Genomic DNA, 19326 nt, shown 5'->3' with positions numbered 1-19326 from the left:
GAACGCGCCGCAGAGCCGGTAGTAAAGAACCTCGGAATCCCTGCCAGTAAGCGTGCTCGGGGAAAGATGGCGGGTGAAGCCGAGCGCCCGCGCGACCGCTAGCTTGCTGTGGCCGGAGCGATGTGCGAATTCCTCAATTGCGTCAACGAGACCGAAGACCCAGTCAGTGCTCATAGTTATCCTGTATATCCCAAGGTCGCTGATCTTACTATGGTCCGATTGGTTACGGCTTCGCCTTGATTTGGGCGATCATCCACCGGGCGGCAAACACAATCAGTCTCCCCGCCATCTTGCCGAGGAAGCCAATGCTGGCGACCGCCGTTCTGTGCAGCCCAGAGCGAACCGGCGGAGGCAGGAACAGGGAGAAGATGAAGAGCACTATTCCAATTCTGAGGAGGTGGACGGCCATTGCCTCGACCGGGCGCCCCGCTACGCGCCAAATCCCAGTCGCGGCGATAATAAACATGAGCACTGTAATCCCCGGGCCGACCCAGCCCAGCGGTATGAACGACGTGGGATCGCTCAGTGCCGTCCGGCGGCAGTGGACGCAGTAGCGCGCCGAGGGCGGGCTCAGGTGCCACTGGGAGCAGAGCCTGCCTCCGAACGAGCGTCCGCAGTGCCCGCAGAATGGGGCGCCCGCCGGGGCCATGTGGCGGCAGGTCAGGCAGAGCCGCATGCCGCTTCCTCCGTCTGCCCGTCGGAGACAAGGGACCTTGCGCACGGAGACCGCGCCGATCGCCAGATCGCGCCCAACGCCCCGTGTTCTTCCAGTTCTTCGAAGGTCGTGAACCACGCCAAGTCTTCGGCCTCCTTCCTGACCAGCGACAGCAGGTTGCTCAGTCTCCGCGCTCCCGTGGTGACTACGAGCGTGCGGAACTCCGAGCAGCCGAACCGCTCCTCGAACAGACCGCTCCGCAGGTAGCGCTCGTGGTCCGCGAGCTTGTTGCGGAACTGGCGCGAAGACGTGTGCCCGAGGTCGATCTCCAGGAAGTAGCTGCGGTATCCCTTGTCGCCGGCGTCGAGCCGGATGAAGCCGTCCGGCTTGAACACCTCCTTGCGCCACCGGTTCGCCGCGCCGGCCGCCGCCATCTCGTACTCATGGCGGCACCGGGCTTCCGGCAGCCAAAGCTCGATTTGCGCCTGCTCCGGGCCTTGGGTTGCCGCCCTTACCGCCAGGTAGAAGCGGACGATCTCAAGCGTATGCTCCAGAAATGCCGGCGTCCGGGCGCGGCATCGCCGCCGGACCTCTGCAGCGTCTGTTCCAAGAGCCGCCGCGATGACCGGAGCCGCGTTCCTGCCGACCGTGTAGATCGCCTGGGCTCCGTAGGGAGAGGCGGGATGGAAATAGCGCTGGACGTAGCCGTGGTCGAACAGCTGGCGCAGCCGGTCGTTGCAGCGCGCCACGGAGACGAAGTAGAGCGCTTGGATCTGGCCGCGCAGCATCGCCTGGTGGTGGTACAGGTCCACGAGCATCTCTCGGTCGCGCGGCCCCAGCGCCAGGCGGCGCTTGGGGGAGGCGACGAAGCGGCTGCGCGGGAGCGCGGCGACCCGGTCGCCGTCACCCGGATGGTCGGTGACGGTCACGGCTTCTTCTCTTTCGGGCTGAATTCCCCGGCGTCCTGCACGTGGCGGATAACGTACGTCGGGGCGGGAGAGGCAGCCTTGCGCCCCTTTGCCGGGGCTGGGTTTGCGCCGCCCGGCCTGCGCCCGCGCTTCTGCTGGTCTGCGCCGTCGTCGTCCTGCGACATCGCGAGTATGCGTTCCTCCTGCGCCGCGACCTGCCGCTCGACTTGCGCGCGCGCCGCGCCGTACGCGGACTTGGCGCAGTCGGCGACGGCGCTCTGGGCTGCGATGGAAACCACGGGGTCGGGGCAGGGGATGACAAGGATCTGGCATGGCGCCTGCCCCTTCCGCGCCAGGACCGCCTCGCCCACCTTCTGCGCCAGGAGGGCCGCCGTCACGGAACTCCGCAGCTTCCCTCCGCCCACGGCGACCTCCTTGGACAGCTCGCCGGCGTCGGACGCGCCGGTCTGGAAGAAGAGGCGCGTGTGGACGTTGTTGAGCACCATCTGCCTCAGGCCCGTCGGCAGCTGGGTGAGGTTCTGGTGGGAGAGCGTCAGGCCGAGGCCGAACCGCCTGCCTTCGGCGATGATCGCCTCGAAGCGCTGCGTCGCCATCGTCTCGAACTCGTCGACGTAGAGGTGCACCGGCACGCGCTGGTCCTCGGGCTGGTCCACCCGCGCCATGATGCTGTTCTGGAAGGCGCTGATGAACAGGCCGCCGACCAGGTTCGCAATCCCGTGCAGCCGGTCGACGGCGAGCGACACCAGGACGATCGCGCCCGGCTCGTGGTCGAGGATGCGCCTGAGCGGGATCGTCTCGGGGCGGCCAAGCATCAGTCGGATCTGCGGGATCGCCAGGAGCGGCGTTATCTTGTTGAAGACGGGGAGGTACCACGAGGACTGCCGGTCGTCGGACATCCGGCCGTACCGGTCGAAGAACGCCCGGACCCGGCTGTCCGTGACGCGCCCGAGCACCTCCTGCCGGAACGGGGCGCAGGTGAGGAGCGGCTCGACGTCGAGCAGCGACCCGCCCGCCTCCGCCAGCGCCAGCAGCGAGTTGCGCAGCGTCTCGTCCAGCTGCACGCCCCAGGATTCCAGCTGCTGCTTCAGTACTTCCAGCATGTGGAACGCGCGGTTGTACGGATCCCCGTCCCCCATGAGCGGGTTGAACGGGACGATTGTGTCCGCGTCGCGCAGGTCCAGCAGGAGGAGTCTCTTGCCGAGGGAGGCGGCCGTCTCGCTGTGCGCCAGCCGGAGCAGTACGCGGTCCACCAGGTCACCGCGCAGGTCAACCACGCAGAACGACCTCCGGGCGGCGATGTCCGCCTCGATCAGGCGCAGAAGCAGGTTGGTCTTGCCGCAGCCCGTGCTCCCGATGGCGTAGAGGTGGCGTCGCCTCGTCTCGTCTGCAATGGTAATGACACGCCGTGCGTCGCCTGCGCTTGGAGCGGCGGTGACATCTGGCGCGAGCCAGGGGGCTTTGTCGTCCTCGGCGTCTGCCGCAGGCGCGTCCGAAAAAATCCGCTCGCTGCCAGGGATTTCGTGGCCGAGGGCGGCTTCGCCGACGGCGAGGGGCGGTGGCTGAACAGCAGCGGCCGGAAGCGGCGCAGGAGGGCGCTTCCGGACGGAGTTGAAGGTTTGGATGAGGAATGATTCAATCAGACGAGACACCATATAATCAGGTTTCCAAATCTATCGATCTCAGGGTGATCCGCGCCCTTCCGTTCGAGCAACGTCACGCCAGCAACTGCTCGAACACCATCCGGGCTTCAGCGAGCATACGTACTGATGTTGTCGACTATCTCGAATGGTCTTCGTTCGCCCTGGAAAGCCGCAGCGCCCCTTGGCGGAGCGCGTCGTCCGCCTTGTCGTCGGACACGAGATCGCGCAAGGGAACGACCTCCACGGAGGGAAAGCGCAACGTGGCTCTGGCGGATACCGCTCCGCTCGCAGGGGCTGGGATGAGCCGCGCCATGTCGGGATCGAGCTTCTGGTCGATTTTCTCGCGGAAGCGGTCGATGCGCCGCCGCACGCGCCGCAGCTCGCATACCGCGTCATGCGGGCCAGCGGACACCACGACCGCCGTGCTGTAGTCCGCCTTCCCGCCGGATTCCCCGCCGGGAAGCGGGACGCCCTCGACAAGCACTTCGAACTCGCAGGGGCTGTCCGGAGTGGATACGCGGACGCCGTCCTCGGAACCGGCATTGATGGTCAGCAGGGCGCGGCCGTAGTCAACGCCGGTCACCCGGACCGAGAAGTCGGCGGCCCGGCTGATGTCCGAGGACAGCGTGTCGCATGCCGTGCGCGTCGCGATCGACGGGCAGCGGTTGACGGCGTTGCGCACGCCGCGCTGCAACTCGGCGGCGCCCGCGATGCCGAGTACGAGCCCGAGCAGCTTGGGAGCGTCGCCCTTCTGGCTCCCGAGGACGCCCAAGGCGATCAGGCCGGCGATCGTCTCTTTCGTGTAATCCGCTCCGGCGGTGGCTCCCACTTCTTTATCCCGCACGACGTACGTGGATGTGCGGGCGTCGAAGAGGCTGTACCGCAGGCCGGTGTCGCAGCGATACTTGAATGGAAGCGAGCCAATCAGAAAGTTCTCCTTCTTTTCCGTGAAGTCGGCTACCTCTCCCGTCAGGATCAGGTCGGCTTCGCCCTCCGATCCCACAATACGGACGGACGGCAGGCGCCGGAGACACGCTTCCATATCCTGCTTGCTGGACAGCGGAGTCCTCTCGCGGCCAAGGAAGCTCTTGACGAAAAGGCGCGCCGGCTCGCGCCGGACGAACGCCGTCGTTCCTTCGACGAGCAGCGGGGTAGGCCGGGCGATGTCGATCCACCGGACCTTGTCGTCATGAACGACCCGCAGGCCGCCGTCAAGGTATGAGGCTGCCTCAAATTGCGATGTGGCGCCGTTCACAGGTGTCTCAATATCCGCAGGGCCAAAGGCGGTTTGGACGCTTTGCCAGGAGTCGCCGACCGAAATGCCGCCGACGCCGCCGCCAGCAGCGCTCGTGAGGCGAATGCGCTCCGCGACCGTCGCGCCGGAGGCGATTTTGCGCATTCGGACGGACAGACCTCCCTTGCCGTAATCCCACCACTCGCCGCGGTCGTCCTCTTTCGAGACGCCGGCCCTCTTCTTGTCTCCGAGGGCCATCATAATTTCCGCTTGAGTATCGAGAACTCCGATGCCCCCCGTAATCTGACAGCGGTCGATGCGCGCCAGGCGCAACGGACCGGCTTGGACGACGTTGCTACTGTAGGGATCCGTTCCGTAGGATTCCACGGTCGTTTCAGCTTCTCCGCCGGGCAGAATACGTCCGACGCGAAGAGTAACGGGTCCGTCCGCAAGAGCCGCGACAGGGAGGCGCAGCGCTACGTGGCCAGTATCGCCTACTGGAAACTCCTGGTTCGGGAGCGCGGGTGTCGTCGCCGTGGCGCCTGGCGGCGCAGTGAGATCAAGATCGACCACAGTGCGTTCAAGCACGATAGGGGCGGCGTTGTCCTCGAAGACCATTACCTTACGTACAGTCCGCCGGAGAGGTCTCAAAAAAGGGCGGCTGGCGATCAAGCTGGCGACTCGCTCAGGCTTGGCGCTCGACGAATCGGAAGCCGCAACGGTATAGGTCGCGATGCGGCGTCCTATCCCGGTCGAGAGCCGGAACCGTGCGGCGTGCGGGTCTGAAAACTCCCACTCGGGCTCGGACACTGGATCTTGGGGATGCGACGCGCCTGTCGCTTGTTCACGGTCAAAGCTGACGGTGGCCGGCAGGGGGCCGACGCGCATCAGTCGAATGTGTCCGCCCAAATCCGTCGTCAGGCCCGAGACGACCCGGTCCGATCCCCGTGCTGGATGGATCATTGCTCGCATCGCCACGCCAGACACGCCCTGGCGTTGTGGGGTGACGAAGGTGAACGTGAGGTTTTGCAGAAAAGTGATGGGGACGTCTCTCTGTATTTGATCCTGGCGGCGAGTGCCGCTTTCGCGCCTGGACGCAAGTACGGAATGCTCCTGACTGCGGTGATGGATGAGCCATTCTTGGTCCTGCTGGCGATCCAGGGCCACCTGCCGCATGCGCTGGGCCTGACGGCGCCCCCGCTTATCCTGAGCACGGGCGGTTTGTAACTGGGCTCTGCGCAGTTCATAAGAACTTGCGACGCCTGCCAGGTCTGTGAGCGTGAAGTCGATATCCGTCTGAGCTAGAAGGCGAACGCCCGACAGGAGGGATGCCGCGAAGATGGCGGGACAGAGAAGCTCACCCAATGTAAAGACCCGGATCAATCTCATGCGCGTTTCCTTAGAGGTTTGGGATGTACTTCTCGTGCGACGATATGCTCCTCATCTGCTTTTTTCGCATCGCTTGAATGCGCATTCGCAATGTAGGCAGGTTGCTATTGCTTGGAAAAAGGCGAATGGCGGCATTGACGCGCGCCTCCGCCCCGTTGTAATCGCCAAGGTAGTAACGAGCGCGAGCGCTTAGTTCCCACGCTTCCTGGTCTTGCTGGTTCTGTCTAATGGCTCGCTGCATCAAATCGTCCGCTTGGCGCAGCCGTGGGCGAATGCTGCTCTGCGCCAACGCCGCCTCCGGCCGCGTAAGCGCTCCCAGCTCTGTTTTAGACTGAAGGACGATCAGGTGTTCTACTGCGTTATTGATGATATCGCGAGCCATCTGGTTATCCAGCGGAGTTGATTGATGCGGGGAGGGAACCGTTTGATGCACAGGCTTACCATCATTGATTGCATGAGTGCTCTGGTTGTACACAGAGACAGCTCCTAGGCTCGCGAGAGCGCATCCCAGCGCTACTGAAGTCGCGATTATCGGCCCCTTCCTTCCTGGCGCCATACGTACGAAACGCGCACTGCGGGAAACGAGGGCCGGCTTGCCGAGATTGGAGCGCGCAGGAGGTGTCGGCGTAGATCCTGTGGGGCTCAATGCAGCCATGGAGACCGTCACGGACGGGGGTGAATACTGCAGCGCCTGCAAATACGCACTAATCTGGGTGCTATCCCATATCTCCAGCGCCAGAGCCCAGGAAGCGACCGTCCAATTAGCGAGATCAACGTCAAGCCCGCGATGATCGTGCAGACGTTTAGACATCCGCGCGACCACGATTTCCATTGGCTCACCGGCATGCGCGCTCAAAAGCGCTGGAACGTGTTCCTCAACGGCGCTCACAAGAGCAAATATTTCACGACGGTACTGCTGCGCGTTCTGACCGCAAAAGTCGTTCAGGATCGCTCGCGTCTGCCCGGCGTCTTGAGCGATATCTTGACCAAAACGCGTCGTGATCTCGCAGAGCTTCTCACAGGGCACGGTGTTCAGCGTGTAAGTTTTCATAAGTCCTATTCATGCGGTCGCTTCGCCCCAATGGCCGTTGCCAGCTGCGACGGAAACGTTATGAATCCGAATCGCGGGGAGGCGCAATTGGACATAGCGCACTCGTTACAGCGCGTGCCGGAACGCTTCGTGTCACGCGTGGATTTGTCCCTCGGCCTTGCCAAAGTGCACCTTCGTCCCCGCAGCGAGAGTGATGCTCTTGCCTGGTTCGATATCTTTGATCTCGTTTGAGCCGGTAGTGGCGACCCACTTCGCGGTCCCGGTGTTTTTTAGCCCCCAGAGGGTTCGATTGCTTGGATGCCTAACCACTTCCCCTAGAGCGCCATTGAAGTTCATCTGCTTCGCGCCTAGATGATGGGGATAAATTTTAGAGTCGTGGTTGAGCATGATGATCGTATCTTGCCCAATCCGGAGCCGCGGTGGGAGCACCAGCGCCTGAGAGCACGACCAGCAGGATCCTGCCGACCGAGTTGCCTGAAGCGCGTCTCGATCGTAGAAGTTCTGCTTGCCGCACGAGCCGCAATAGAGGATCGAATCGATCAGGCGGCCCATTGCCGCCTGCCACTCAGTTTCGCGGACACGGCCATGTTCAGGATCGGTTAGCCCTACAGTAAATGATCGAACGAAGAGATCCCTCAAAAAGACGGGATAAATAAGCCAGTAGGCGAGCGCGTTCCCGCCGGCCTCGCAGAGGTCGTCCTCCGATTTAGGGACGGCTTCGTTAGACGAGTCATCAGGATCAAAGATGAAGAGCGGAGCATCTCCAAGGATTTTTCGATGAGCGGGTGGATCCCACACACGGATATGCAGTATCCTGCGCCCTTTCAAGGGGTGGTTCATACACAGTATGTAGAATAACAATAATGCGAGCGAGAATAGATCCGTTTGCGTGCTTGGCGTCGCCCTGCCGCTTACGATCTCCGGGGCCATGAACTCGGGGGTTCCGCCAATGAAACCTGGGCGCTTGTTGACGTCGACGTTGTCGTTGTCGCAGATACGGACCTCTCCCGATAAAGGGTCGAAAAAGATGTTGCCCATTGAGATATCTCGGTAGCACAAGCCCCGCGAATGCAAAGACATAAAGCTGCTGGCCACTTCCCAGCACGTGGTGGCGCGCGCTCGAAACGAAGGGTTGACGCGGCCACGTATCAGATCAGACATCCCTTTGAAACGCGCCTCGCGCAGCGGCATGATGTAGCCGAATGAATCGCTGCCCGTCATGTCCACCAGTTCCATTGGCCATAAAAAACGATCACTTGGCGCTCCGTTTTGGATGGAGACGCTAAGGCGTTCCCGGATATTCGGATCGTCGTTCAAATAGCTCGGGAAATACCATTTCACGGCGACCGACTGGTTCCGTATCTTGCCGCTATAGACCTCACCTTGCCCTCCTCCCCCAATAAATGAGGTAATCTCGCAAGGTAAGCCAGAAACAGTCGTGGTAATTACTTGCCCGTTACGCAACAATTCGCCCATAAGGAATTCCTCCGCCTAATCCTTCAAACGACGTTTCCATGCGCCAGCTTTAACGAGTTGGAATGGCGCGTGTTATTGTGCTTTCCCGCGAAGAAGCCATTACAAGGGAACAGATCGCGATTATAGAAATAAGGCTTATCGCTGCCAGTGCGAGGGCAACATTCGCCTTTCGATGGAAGCTGATCGCTTGGGCTTTGATGAGTCGCTTCGTTTCATCGAGCTGATCCGCCCCGGCTTCGTGAATATGCGTTTCTAGTTTTTCGACAGCGGTTTCTACTTTCTTCAGATCATCCGTTTTAGCCATTCGATCAATGCGTCGCGAAAGGGCATCCATGCCAGTCCGACTTCTCCTCTTGATAAGCCCCAGCGTGATATCGTCTCCACTGCCGCGCGCTGATGTATCCGCCAAGAAATCAGGCAAATGTTCTTCTATGTAGTCGAGGCCATGCTCATTCGCCATGCAATGATAATCCGAGCCGATTTTAAAGAAGTCTGCATCATCGGCGGGAAACGAATTCGAGTATCCGTCCGTGCTTATTAGGATCATCTCAGGAGACGCGTCAGACAATGGAGTGAGACGAGTGCGAAACTGCGCCCAGGCGTCCTGGTCGCAAAGCGACGTCGTTTCATTGCCCATTAGCCGTTCATCGACTGGAAGAGGGACGCTGACCTCTCCAGTTCCACTGACACAGAGGATGTCGCCGTCGCCGAGTTGGATGTAAAGGATAAACGATGGAGTGATGAGAACTCCTAGGATTGTCGACCCATAGGCCAGCATTGGGGATGCTTCTATAAGCTTGCGCACAGATGCTCCTTGCTTGCTCGCCAGTTGCTCCCATTCCGCTTCGACAAATGGATTGTCTCTCAAGTGTTCATTGACCTTGGATCGCCATCCTTTGACAATTTGATGCGGCAGACGCTCTTCGGCTTGGCGCTTTACCGAGGACATACTGATCTGTAAAGCGCAGTTTTGAAGGAAATTTGAAAACTCATCCATAAGGGTTTTCACGGCGATTTGTGACCCGACGCCGCTGCGGAAATGCTTATTGCCGCCATGGCCGTCAGCCACGGCCAGATACACCGAGGCTGATCCGCCCTCCTCGTTTGCAGACCAGGCGATGGCGTCTTGGTTCGGGAGACCGGACCGTACATGCGCGGAACCGATTTGGCTGGCCCCAGTAACCCTCCAGAGAAAATCTCCATTCTCGCATTGCGAGGAAACGGAATTCTGAATTTTGATTGGTTCGACAGACGGTGAGTTTCCGGCAATGGGGCTACCAGACATCTTCAGCGCCTCCGGAAGGTGCAGCGGTGGCTGTGGGTGATGTGACTAGGTTCGGCGCAGTCACAGCAGTAGGAGCGCTCCCAGAACTGAGAGAGCCAGGCTTCGGACTGCCGCCCTGGCTAGGTGGCCTTATCGAGTTGGACACCACCTGCGTTGAAGCAAACTTAATGTGCTTAACTAAGTCAGCGGAATTATGTGCTTCTAAGACGGTCCCTTCCGAATTACTCGCAAATCGACTCAGAACTGCTTTGTCAGCATCGCCGCCAATTGCAATCGCTACTCTGACCGCTTTTGCGCCCCATCCCTGACTTATCAATCGCTTCAGTCCCTGCTCAAAGTTATCCGACGGCATACCGTCGGATATGAGGACCAGAACCGGCGGAAGCCCTCGGGCCGGCATTTTGGAGACATCGAGTTGCGCCGCAACTAAGGACAGCGCCTCGCCCATTGCCGTCATTCCGTCCGCTTGCAAATCGAGCCATCGAAAATCTTCGATGCGGGTCGGCTGCGAGACATGCCATCGAGCGCTGTCCGAGAAAGCGACGACCCGAACCAATATCTCAGCCTCGTCGTGCAGTTTGGCGATTGCCTGCATCGCTGGGATCGCTTCTCGGATTGCGAAGTTGAGTACTTCTATTTTCTGACCCTCCATCGACAGCGAGCAGTCGCACATCCAGATGAAATGGAGGGGGCGTCCTTTGATCTGTCCCCCAGGTGTCTCGCTCATGCCTTCAATCCTCCCTTTGCGTGGCTTTTGCAGACCTTTAGTCCGGTATCCGTCAATTGTGTTTCGCGAGTTCTCGGTTGAAGCGGTAAAGCTCCTTGAGCGCCTCCGCGAAGTCAACGGCTGAATTGCCGTCGCGCTTCCCGGCGACGTAGTCGTGCAGGGTTCGTTCCGTCCGCATTACCAGGTCGTTCCAGTCATATAGTCGCTTGACGCGCGTCGGGAGAAGGATCGCAGGAATCTTCCCGTTGATTAGGGATTTCGAGACCGCATCGGCGTCTGGATCTTCCACAAGCCCATTGGACTCTCCGAGGCCTCCAAACTTCTGTCGTCGCTCTTCAAGCAGAACCTGGAACGGTTGCCAGAGTGGTTCTGCACGTATCAGGCGGTCCAGATTAGACTTGGTGATGTCGATCAACTTACCGACCTCGTCTATCTGCGAAGGGACAAGGTCAAAGTTCTTGCCGAACAGCGCTGACGAATACTTCCCATCATGGCGCTTCGTGCCTTCTTCGAAGATGTCTTTCAGAATCTCCTTGTCCGTCAGATCTGCGGCTAGGAACTCCTCCTTCCGGTACAGACTAGGTTGCGGCGTGGACGGATGCGGCAGATGTTCCGCAGGCTGGCCGGTTGCGTTTAGGGCGTGTTCTGGCACGGGGATGCGCTAATGTTTAGTCATCCCCAGGCTAGCACGTCTGATTGCGGCCAACAATCCGTCTGCGCCAATTGCGCGCTGACGAAAGTATTGTACGGCTTCGAGTAACCTTGCAGCAACTGACCGAACGGGTGGGAATGTACTAGGCTATGGGGTAGTTCAACGGGGCGAACGGGCGTTGAGCTTAGCCACTATGCTGGCGGTTTGGTGGCGACTGGTGATATTGAGCTTTTGAAAGATGTTTCTGCAGTGGAACTTGACGGCGTCAGCGCTGACATAGAGCTCGTCGGCGATCTGGCGGTTCGTGCGACCGAGGGCGAGCAGTCCCAGCACCTCACGTTCCCTCTCAGTAAGACTTCCGATTGCGGACGCTTCCAGGGATTGCGCAGAAGACGACGAAGATTTGCCAGTGAGCGGGAACATGCTGGCTTCCGTCTGGGCGCGGTAGCAGCACTGGGCAAGCTTTTGCGCTGCCCGCTTGAGCGGCTCCGCCGCGTCCGACGATAAGGATCGCACCATCTCTGCTTGCGCTCCAATTTCTCGGAGAGTGCACACGAATGAATCTGACATGTCGATTGCCTGTCGCCAGCGGTCGGCAGCAAGATCCTCCGAAGCCGCCAGTTGGCGCCTGAGATCGCTCTCATTGTGCGTTCGATCCATCGCCGCTCCCGCACGATCCGCCAGCCACTGGAGGTATGCGACCGCAAACGCGCCGTACACGCCCGGCGTGTACGATTGCGCCGACAGCACGCCGTATAGGGAGTCACCTGACCAGCGCATGATCGGGACGTGGATGGCGGACTGTGAGCAGCGCTCGGAATCTCCGAAGCTGACCCCGCCGTCTTGGACTCTGCGATCATCACATTCAAGGACGAACGGTTCACGGTTGCGGACCACCCACGACGTGGGGCCATTACCGAGGGGAATGTTCACAGGGCCGTCGTAGAGCTGGCCGTCGAAGTTATAGGGGAAGAACAGTCGCTGTTCATGGGCAGCGTAGAGGCAAATGTAAAACGCATCGGTGGGGAGCATCTGGGCGGATGCTTCGTGCAGCGATTGGTAGAGTTGAAACGGTTCGCTGGACGGAATGCGGGCGATTTCCGACTCCAATGTGCGCATCGCTTGAATGAGTGCGACAGCGTCTGGTGTACAAACCTCGGGCACTGGCGGTGGTCCTCTCATAGGGCAAAAGACTCTTTCCCGTGTTCCCCGACTACGCGAAACGTAAGATTATAGCCCATGATCGACGCGCAAGCGCGTTTTTTGCGGATCAATTTCCAATATTTGTGACAAACGAGACGATCGCGACAAAATATTTTGAACATGTGTTATATTACATTACCTGCACTTCCCATCCCGCTCTACGAGAGGCGTCCCTATGCCAAGTCGTGCCAATAGTGCTCAGGGGTTCACATTAATCGAGTTGCTCGTTGTCATCGCAATCGTCGTGATAATTGCGGCGGTCATATTTCCCGCGTTTGCTCATGCTCGGGAAAAGGCGCGGAGCGCCGCCTGTCTCTCCAATATGCGTCAGGTCGCCACCGCCATAATCGAGTACTCGGATGACTTCGACGGGCGATGTCCGTTGTACTATGCGGGGGTGAACGTCACGCCTGGAAGCCGCAGCCCAGGAGTACACGGTGACACCGGCTTCCCAGACATGTACTGGACCGAGCTTGTATCCCCTTACGTGCAGCGCCAAGACTCCCATGACTTCAACTCCGCCTCCAGGGTGTTCGTGTGCCCATCGGCTCCCTACGATGCGCCGACGATCAGAGCCCACGGCATATCAAACGTCTCTTCTTACGGGCTTTCCGACAACTGGGCCGACTGGTATTGCCCGGACGACTGCAACAACGGAACCGGCCAGTCGCACTCGTTTGCCGAAGCTGTTGCTCCTTCCGGCACGATACTGCTCGCTGAAACGTTAATCGATAACGACCAGGCGTACCCGGGCTTGAGCTTGGCACTGACGCCGGTTGACGGGGGAGACGCGGGCTATTTGTTCTCTGCCTGCGACCTTCGCGCGCAACCGGCGTTCAGCCCCGCGCGCATGCTGAATAATCTGTCATGGCGGCATACGGAGCGAAAGCCTGCCTGGTGCGTCCCACCGTCTGGATTCGCTCGCGTGAACGTCGCCTTCGCGGATGGGCACGTCGCCAGCCGCTCATCCGCCCAACTGCTGGACTTCAGGGAGTGGTCAGTATTACAAGGGGCGGGGGACGTCGGATGCAGAACGAGCACGAAGGGCGGTTACGGCTGTTGGTACCCGTAGAACGGTCAATCGGGCGCGTCGTCCTCGGATCGGCTCGGAGCTGCGCTAGATCATCGTGTTCGTGATGGGGCAGAGCCGCACGGAATGCGTACGGCGAGCAGGCGGCAGCCATCGGCTCATTTGCGAGCATAGTGAACGCCCTCGCTCCAGAATGCAGCGAGGGCGCCGAGACGGTGGCGCAGACGCCGATGTTCCGGCAGGCGTTCGCCCATTGCCGCTGCGTGGTCCCTGCAACCGGCTTCTACGAGTGGATGGGCGAGAAAGGAGGCAAGCTGCTCCTGCCGTTCTCCGTCACGGACCTGCCGGCGTTCGGGCTGCCGGGGATCTGGGACGAGTGGCGTACGCCAGACGGCGGCGTCCGACGCTCCTGCGCCGCCCTGACCTGCGACCCCAGCGGCGACGTCCGACCGTACCACGACCGCATGCCGGTGATCCTGGACCAGGACGGAGCGCGGTCGTGGCTTTCCAGCGACACAACCCCCAGGACCTTCAGGGCCTCCTCCGCCCGTATCCGGAAGGCGCTCTCCTGGCGTTCCCGGATCGAGCGTTCAGGCCACGATAGCGTTCTGAGGCCCGCTACGTTGCATTTGCGTTCGTCGGACCTCAAAGATGACCCTGATCACGCGTCTCGCCCGTCGAGCTCCGTCCAGTCCGCCTCTGGGCCGTCGAGGGCGATCTCCGCGAGGAGCGGGTACGGGACGGAGCCGTCGTCCTGCGGGCTTCGAAGCAGGACGGACATCCGCGCGCCGCCGTCCGGAGCGGCGTCGAACTGGTAGACGTAGCAGCAGCCCCACTCGCCCGCGTTCCGCTCGGTAACCGCAGGCGCGGAGCCGTCCTGGATGCCGTGGCCGCCTATGCCTGAGTGAGTGTCCAATGCCAGCCATGGGCCCTGGCGTCCGTCAATGACCGCCGCCAGCATCCGTTCCATGTTTCTCGCGAACGGGCCGTGGTAGAGCCGCCACAGGTCGCGTCCAACTCCGGATGGGTACCCGTCGAAGTGGACGAAGCGGCCGGAGAAGGTACTGTCGCCGGTCTTGCGGACGATTGCCGAACGTGTGCTCATGGCTGGCTGCCTACCTTTAAGTTACCGCCAGCATAAACGGCGTTGGGTAATGTGTCAATGCCACGAGGGTCGATACGCGCTGCTCACCGGTCGTCTCCCGGTTGGGTCCCCGGGTGAAGAAGGCGCTCAAGCATCTTCCGCGTCTTCGTGGCGCTGATCCTGCGGCGGGTCTCCTCGCTGCGCGGTCGCCCTTTCGCCCAGCCGCCAAGCTTGCCATTCTCGCGGGCGGCCTCCCGCTTGGCGGGCGTGCTGGCCGAGCCCATGCGCCGCGCGGCGTCCGGTGCGAGATGATGTTTCTGTAGAGAATCGGGTTGGATGTCTTCGTTAGGCATAGCGCCAGTATCGCTCCCTGGAGCGCGCGCGTCAATGCCGTTACCACGACCGTCAACGTATTGACACACTACCCAACGCTTGGTAGGATGGCGCTATCAAGCAATAGGCAACCACATCATGAAGGCAGCCATTCTGAAGCTGGTCGGTACGCTCGACGCCATCGCTCTGGACCATCCCGAGGTCTGGGACTCGGCGGTGCGCGAGCAGATCTATCTCGCCCTTGAGCGGGGCTACGCGGACGCCGACGAGACTTATGTCCTCCCCAAGCACTTCGCGATGTTCAGCCGGAAGGCCGACGCCAGGGTGCGGGAGGCGGTCTGCGCATTCATCCAGACCGCCCTCGCCGCGGCGGAGGCGGCGGGGCTGGAGGGCTCGGCGGCCCGCTGCCGGGCGCTCGACGAGGCGGGGGAGGGCGTCGTCTCCCGCCGGGGCCTGCGGTTCGTGGACTGCGTCGGCTGCCTGCGCACGACCGAGGTGAGGCGGCAGGGGGCGGAGGAGGGCGAGCGTAGCGCCCAGGAGCGGTCCCTGCGGGACGCGGCGGTGGCGGTGGACCAGGTACGGCTTCTCGCCACCCGGCGTCGGCTCGGCCAGAGGGCGTTCGATCTGCTCGACGAGCTCGACGGCCTCCTCCAGAGCTGACGCGGCGTGAGGTCCGGCCCGTTGGGGCTGCTTCTCTTGCCGTTGCCGGTCCGGAAGCGTGCCTGATCCCGCTGGGATGCGTCCGTATTTGAAGCTGCATCCGAATTTGAAAGGGCCGCTTCCGGTTATCGGGAGCGGCCTGGAATGTATCTCCTACGATCGAATGTACGCCCTACGGTCGCCCGAGGGCAAGATCCCGCAACTGCGCGTCGGACATCGAGAAGAAGCGTCCGCCGATCGCCTCGATCTCCGTGGCGCGGTCGTAGCTCGCCGCCTCCTGGGCCGCCGCCGTGACGGCGTTGCTCAGTCCCCAGAGCGAAAGGTCGACCCCCTCGATTAGGTGGGCCAGCACCCGGTCCTTCTCCGTGGCGCTGAGGCCAAGGCGCTGCGAGGCGCTTTCGACGACCGTCTCCACGCCTCCCTCGATCCGGATGCCCGCCGTCTCCTGCATCCGGGCGACCAGCGACCGGAAGCGCGCCTCGTCCAGCGCCTCGGCGACATGGTCCCGGATCCTCAGCAGCCTTGCCTGCGCGTCCGCGAGACGAGTGTCGTCCCGGTAGATCCCTCCTGCGTCGTCCGACTGGAGGGCGCGCCCGACGTGCCGCTGGCGGGTCGTCTCCTCCTGGATCCACAGGTTCGTGCAGAGAAGCTTGTACACCACCTGCCGTACCGACAGCGCTCCCTGGCCCGTCTCCGAGTTCGAGAGCACGAACCCCGCTTGCACCACCTGCGGCTCCCGGAGCATGCCGCTCCCTGCGTGCAGGTTCTCCGGCCGCACCGCCGCCTCCAGCTTCGGGCTCACCACCTTCAGGTACAGGCGCTTCTCCGTGACCTCGCAGGAGACGACGTGCTCCGGCCCCAGGCCCGCCCGCTCGATCGCGGCGGCCGCCATCCTGAAGATGTCGAAGTTATCGAGGTCGACGCAGTAGCTGTCCGACAGGAAGGCGCGGGCCTTCCCGTCCAGCGTTCGCACCAGCCGCCGTTCCCCCGATTTCTTCTTCAGCAGGTGGCTTACCAGCACGTCGAAGAGCGGCGTGTCCTCGAACATCTCCCAGTCACGAGCCACGTGCAGCAGCGACCGCATGTCGCCGTCTGCGCGCAGGCGGTCGTAGAAGAGCTTGGGGATGCCGGCATAATCGGCGATCTGCCCGTGGGCCAAGTCGCTGACCTCGTATCTTTCCGCCTCAGTGTTGCTCCCGAAGAGCGACAGGCGCGTCGTTCCGTCCGTCGTCAGGCGGATCTGCTCCGCCGGCGCGAGGATGTCCCGCTTCGCGTCCGCCTGCCGCCTCAGCTCCTCGGCAAGGTCCGGCAGGGTGCGTCCTTGTTTCATCGTCACAATCCTCCGTTGCAGTCAAGTAGGGCGGCGTGGTCTGGCTCCCCGGCCCGGGCGAGCCGCCGCCCCGCGCCACCGTATCCGACATCGCCCTAGCCTCGCACATGCGCTTACGCCGGCGCAATCTGTCTGGTCTGTCTCGGAAGAGTAGGCTAGAGAGGAGCGTAATTGCGTGTCTCGCTCAACACGGCCGGTACTGGGCCGTCTATGATGCAGCGGGAGATCTCGTCTGTCTGGCCGTCTTGAGGTAGTGCGGCGAGGGGCGAGACAAGAAAGGAAGGTGGGAATTGCTTGCCGATTCAACAAGCATTGCCATCGACGAGGCACGAAGGGATTATTTAAGCCCGACTTGGGAATGGAATTGGACGTGGCGTATTCCATCCAGATTACTCTTGAGACCCGGGGAGTAGTACGTGAGAGAGGAGCCGACCAGAGAGTCCGCGTGTGGGGTGTCTGGGTCTAGATACTGGGGCGACGACCTGGAGATGCTGGCGGACGACCTGGCAGCGGTTCTAAGACGGTTACACGCCGAAGTATGGCGCGGTGTCTAGGGCGGCCGAGCCCAAAGAGGAAATCTTCAAATCAAGCTGCATAGCATTAATCACAATCGTCTGGCGCCAGCATCCGTCTGCGCACGGAGGAAGCCAATCGGATTTCAAATTCTTGCCTCCGGCGCGGCTTCCGAAAGAGTGGAGCGGCAGGAAAGTGAAATATTGTAAGATCCTATGGCAACGAAGCAGGCACTTGAGGAATTACCCCAAATTCATGTCAGGCTTCGAGAGCCACCCAGATTTCATCGACGCCATATGTAAAGCGAAGTATGGATCATTGCTTCCTGGCATATTCCGCTGATTTCCTTGTACCATCTTGGTGGATGCCCCATCTCTGAAACAGTACTCCCCCTACAGATGTGCCCGATGTGACAAGTGTGGCAGTTACTTGTGCGAGATGACACGGATGCTCACGATTCCTCCTAAGGGTTCAGGATAAGCTTGGTGTCGTCAGCGCTAAGTCTAAGTTCGTGAGAGTCTATCGTGGTGGACAGGTTCATTGAGAAAATGAATCTGTCCACCACAATTAGAGGCGCATCCTTGCAGAATGGCTTGTGTTAAATTGTTCCTGATCGGAATCAAAGACCCTGTCCCACAATGTTGCCTATGTCCTGGTTGGTCCGTGCGTCATTGAAGTAGGCCGTGTGATACACGGAGCCGACATCATCGTAATTGTTCAACTGCCCCGGACCGCTGCCGCGCGGCCAATTGGTATCTGATGCAAGCTGGCTGCGGAGCGGCACGCATCCGTCGCCTGGGCCGAGTTCGGACGCTAATCCAGTGAGACCGGGGACGCCCATCTGCAGGATAAACGTTTCTTTGGGCCCCCACAGACCATCTAAGGTTGTCTGGTGCAAGTGCGGGATCGCCGCGCCATCACTGGCGACTATCGTGTAATAGTAGACTCCCGGGTCCAGTCCGTACGCGTTGAGATACTCAAGGAAGAAGTTCCGATAATCAGACGGTATGGTGCGGTCCCCGAGCGGATAATTCGAGTACCATGGAAACGTGGGACACATCTCGCGGGCGTTCTCGTCATCCCCTTCCAACATGCAGCGTCGGATACTCGCGAGAAAAGTCCGATGAACGTTGGGGATTAACGTGTCTGCAATGATTTGAGTAGGCAGCCAATTGCTCCCGCGAAGCGCCGCGATCGCCGTGGCTCCCTCTGAGGGCGAACCGACAAGAATCAGGCGGTTGACGAACCGGCCACTAAACTGGGTGATCATGTCGCGCGCAATGATGCCCCCCATGCTATGGGCCACGATGTTTACTTTTGCGGCGTACGTTCGAGGCAGCAATTCCGTCTGAATCCAGTTGCCGAACGATTGGCCGTCGTACGAGATCGGCTCTTTAAACGAGGGGTAATCGAAAGATACAAGCGTCGGATACTCGTTGGTCGTAAGCATATTGTGCGCAAAAAAGTCGCCGCTGTGGCCATCGTCCTCCTTATAGCTGGGGAACCGCTGTTTCAGCGAATCGAACAGCTTGTGAGGGACGCGGTCCGGGTCAAGATCGGTACACATGCCGTGAATGTGTACGACTGGCAGTGGTATTACGAGTTGGCTTTCAGTGACGCCCGAAGAGTATTTCTGGCCGCCCGATGTCGTGAACGCCTCGAAGATCACAAAGGTGTGAATATTCTCCTCAAAGCGGTTCACCCGACTTCCCTTTCCGTCCCAGTTGGTCAAGTCAATACGGATGATCTTTCGAACGGTCACGCCGTCAAAGCCTGTGAGGTTGATAATCGTCAGTTGTGGAGCAGTTTTGTAGTCAAAGGTCGTCCCATTGAGCTCGAACGCGAACCTAATCTGGCGTTGGTCCCCAAGCTGGAAGTTTGGAAAGCTGGCGGTGACTGCCAGTGTAAGTGTGTGTCCACCGGACATTCTCGATGAGACGAGCGTGACACTGGGCTTTTTAATCGAAGACGCTACTGGAGCGTCTGGCGTCGCATATGGGGCGGCGTGAAGGGGCGTAATTAAAGCACTAAAGAGAATGAGCGCCCACAAAATGGCGTTAAACTTCAGTAATAGGTAGGTCATTGTCGTCCTCCTGGACTATGAGCATGTGTTGAACGTCCGGAAAGTGAACCAT

16 protein-coding genes and 1 pseudogene are annotated in these 19326 nt (G+C 60.7%); 3 read left to right on the top strand and 14 right to left on the bottom strand.

Annotation, left to right across the window (positions count from 1 at the left end):
• Nucleotides 1-223: 223 nt before the first annotated feature.
• The 10 genes from D5261_RS31390 to D5261_RS31345 all read right to left on the bottom strand — a co-directional run bounded on the left by D5261_RS31390 (nt 224) and on the right by D5261_RS31345 (nt 12148).
• On the bottom strand, nt 224-676 hold the full coding sequence (locus tag D5261_RS31390; protein ID WP_119321713.1) for a zinc ribbon domain-containing protein: 453 nt from the start codon (nt 674-676) through the stop codon (nt 224-226).
• Nucleotides 661-1584: a replication-relaxation family protein gene (locus D5261_RS31385; RefSeq protein WP_165864230.1), complete on the bottom strand. Its 924-nt coding sequence runs from the start codon at nt 1582-1584 to the stop codon at nt 661-663. The genes D5261_RS31390 and D5261_RS31385 overlap by 16 nt, the downstream gene beginning before the upstream one ends.
• On the bottom strand, nt 1581-3236 hold the full coding sequence (locus tag D5261_RS31380; RefSeq protein ID WP_119321711.1) for a type IV secretory system conjugative DNA transfer family protein: 1656 nt from the start codon (nt 3234-3236) through the stop codon (nt 1581-1583). The genes D5261_RS31385 and D5261_RS31380 overlap by 4 nt, the downstream gene beginning before the upstream one ends.
• 124 nt (nt 3237-3360) lie before the next feature.
• Nucleotides 3361-5847, bottom strand: a complete 2487-nt coding sequence (locus tag D5261_RS31375; protein WP_125206013.1) for a hypothetical protein — start codon at nt 5845-5847, stop codon at nt 3361-3363.
• A gap of 10 nt (nt 5848-5857) precedes the next feature.
• On the bottom strand, nt 5858-6898 hold the full coding sequence (locus D5261_RS31370) for a tetratricopeptide repeat protein (protein ID WP_119321708.1): 1041 nt from the start codon (nt 6896-6898) through the stop codon (nt 5858-5860).
• 132 nt (nt 6899-7030) lie between these two features.
• Entirely contained in the window at nt 7031-8374 is a 1344-nt protein-coding gene (locus D5261_RS31365; RefSeq protein ID WP_119321707.1) for a protein kinase domain-containing protein, read from the bottom strand.
• A 49-nt stretch (nt 8375-8423) separates the two neighbouring features.
• A complete protein-coding gene (locus D5261_RS31360; protein WP_119321706.1) occupies nt 8424-9659 on the bottom strand; it encodes a PP2C family serine/threonine-protein phosphatase in 1236 nt (411 codons plus the stop codon).
• Nucleotides 9649-10386, bottom strand: a complete 738-nt coding sequence (locus D5261_RS31355; RefSeq protein ID WP_119321705.1) for a vWA domain-containing protein — start codon at nt 10384-10386, stop codon at nt 9649-9651. Before D5261_RS31355 ends, D5261_RS31360 begins: the two co-directional genes overlap by 11 nt.
• A 52-nt stretch (nt 10387-10438) precedes the next feature.
• Nucleotides 10439-11038, bottom strand: coding sequence for a hypothetical protein (locus tag D5261_RS31350; protein WP_119321704.1), 600 nt, complete (start codon nt 11036-11038; stop codon nt 10439-10441).
• Nucleotides 11039-11197: 159 nt separating this feature from the next.
• Nucleotides 11198-12148 carry a LuxR C-terminal-related transcriptional regulator gene (locus D5261_RS31345; RefSeq protein WP_165864229.1) on the bottom strand — a complete coding sequence of 317 codons (951 nt, stop codon included), beginning with the start codon at nt 12146-12148 and terminating at the stop codon, nt 11198-11200.
• Between the two features lie 268 nt (nt 12149-12416).
• Here D5261_RS31345 and D5261_RS31340 point away from each other — a divergent pair, with 268 nt between their 5' ends.
• Both D5261_RS31340 and D5261_RS33605 read left to right on the top strand, forming a co-directional pair.
• On the top strand, nt 12417-13313 hold the full coding sequence (locus D5261_RS31340; protein ID WP_119321702.1) for a DUF1559 family PulG-like putative transporter: 897 nt from the start codon (nt 12417-12419) through the stop codon (nt 13311-13313).
• A 188-nt stretch (nt 13314-13501) separates the two neighbouring features.
• Nucleotides 13502-13747 (top strand): annotated as a pseudogene (locus D5261_RS33605) (SOS response-associated peptidase family protein); the annotation flags it as partial.
• Nucleotides 13748-13932: 185 nt separating this feature from the next.
• Here the strand turns inward: D5261_RS33605 and D5261_RS31330 are convergent.
• Nucleotides 13933-14376: a hypothetical protein gene (locus tag D5261_RS31330; RefSeq protein WP_245992545.1), complete on the bottom strand. Its 444-nt coding sequence runs from the start codon at nt 14374-14376 to the stop codon at nt 13933-13935.
• An 83-nt stretch (nt 14377-14459) separates the two neighbouring features.
• Nucleotides 14460-14708, bottom strand: a complete 249-nt coding sequence (locus tag D5261_RS31325) for a hypothetical protein (protein ID WP_119321700.1) — start codon at nt 14706-14708, stop codon at nt 14460-14462.
• 118 nt (nt 14709-14826) lie between these two features.
• Between D5261_RS31325 and D5261_RS31320 the strand changes: the two genes are divergently transcribed.
• On the top strand, nt 14827-15348 hold the full coding sequence (locus tag D5261_RS31320) for a hypothetical protein (protein ID WP_119321699.1): 522 nt from the start codon (nt 14827-14829) through the stop codon (nt 15346-15348).
• Nucleotides 15349-15520: 172 nt separating this feature from the next.
• Here the strand turns inward: D5261_RS31320 and D5261_RS31315 are convergent, their stop codons facing one another.
• Both D5261_RS31315 and D5261_RS31310 read right to left on the bottom strand, forming a co-directional pair.
• Entirely contained in the window at nt 15521-16678 is a 1158-nt protein-coding gene (locus D5261_RS31315; RefSeq protein ID WP_119321698.1) for a DUF932 domain-containing protein, read from the bottom strand.
• Between the two features lie 1132 nt (nt 16679-17810).
• Nucleotides 17811-19274 carry a lipase family alpha/beta hydrolase gene (locus D5261_RS31310; protein WP_119321697.1) on the bottom strand — a complete coding sequence of 488 codons (1464 nt, stop codon included), beginning with the start codon at nt 19272-19274 and terminating at the stop codon, nt 17811-17813.
• Nucleotides 19275-19326: the final 52 nt, after the last annotated feature.

It is taken from the genome of Capsulimonas corticalis (assembly GCF_003574315.2).
In the GTDB taxonomy this organism is placed as follows: domain Bacteria; phylum Armatimonadota; class Armatimonadia; order Armatimonadales; family Capsulimonadaceae; genus Capsulimonas; species Capsulimonas corticalis.
This window is presented reverse-complemented; position numbering and strand designations above follow the sequence as displayed.

Coding starts and splice junctions, on each gene's coding strand:
- D5261_RS31390 (WP_119321713.1), bottom strand. CDS start 676: ATGCGGCTCTGCCTGACCTGCCGCCACATGGCCCCGGCGGGCGCCCCA.
- D5261_RS31380 (WP_119321711.1), bottom strand. CDS start 3,236: ATGGTGTCTCGTCTGATTGAATCATTCCTCATCCAAACCTTCAACTCC.
- D5261_RS31375 (WP_125206013.1), bottom strand. CDS start 5,847: ATGAGATTGATCCGGGTCTTTACATTGGGTGAGCTTCTCTGTCCCGCC.
- D5261_RS31370 (WP_119321708.1), bottom strand. CDS start 6,898: ATGAAAACTTACACGCTGAACACCGTGCCCTGTGAGAAGCTCTGCGAG.
- D5261_RS31365 (WP_119321707.1), bottom strand. CDS start 8,374: ATGGGCGAATTGTTGCGTAACGGGCAAGTAATTACCACGACTGTTTCT.
- D5261_RS31360 (WP_119321706.1), bottom strand. CDS start 9,659: ATGTCTGGTAGCCCCATTGCCGGAAACTCACCGTCTGTCGAACCAATC.
- D5261_RS31355 (WP_119321705.1), bottom strand. CDS start 10,386: ATGAGCGAGACACCTGGGGGACAGATCAAAGGACGCCCCCTCCATTTC.
- D5261_RS31340 (WP_119321702.1), top strand. CDS start 12,417: ATGCCAAGTCGTGCCAATAGTGCTCAGGGGTTCACATTAATCGAGTTG.
- D5261_RS31330 (WP_245992545.1), bottom strand. CDS start 14,376: ATGAGCACACGTTCGGCAATCGTCCGCAAGACCGGCGACAGTACCTTC.
- D5261_RS31325 (WP_119321700.1), bottom strand. CDS start 14,708: ATGCCTAACGAAGACATCCAACCCGATTCTCTACAGAAACATCATCTC.
- D5261_RS31320 (WP_119321699.1), top strand. CDS start 14,827: ATGAAGGCAGCCATTCTGAAGCTGGTCGGTACGCTCGACGCCATCGCT.
- D5261_RS31315 (WP_119321698.1), bottom strand. CDS start 16,678: ATGAAACAAGGACGCACCCTGCCGGACCTTGCCGAGGAGCTGAGGCGG.
- D5261_RS31310 (WP_119321697.1), bottom strand. CDS start 19,274: ATGACCTACCTATTACTGAAGTTTAACGCCATTTTGTGGGCGCTCATT.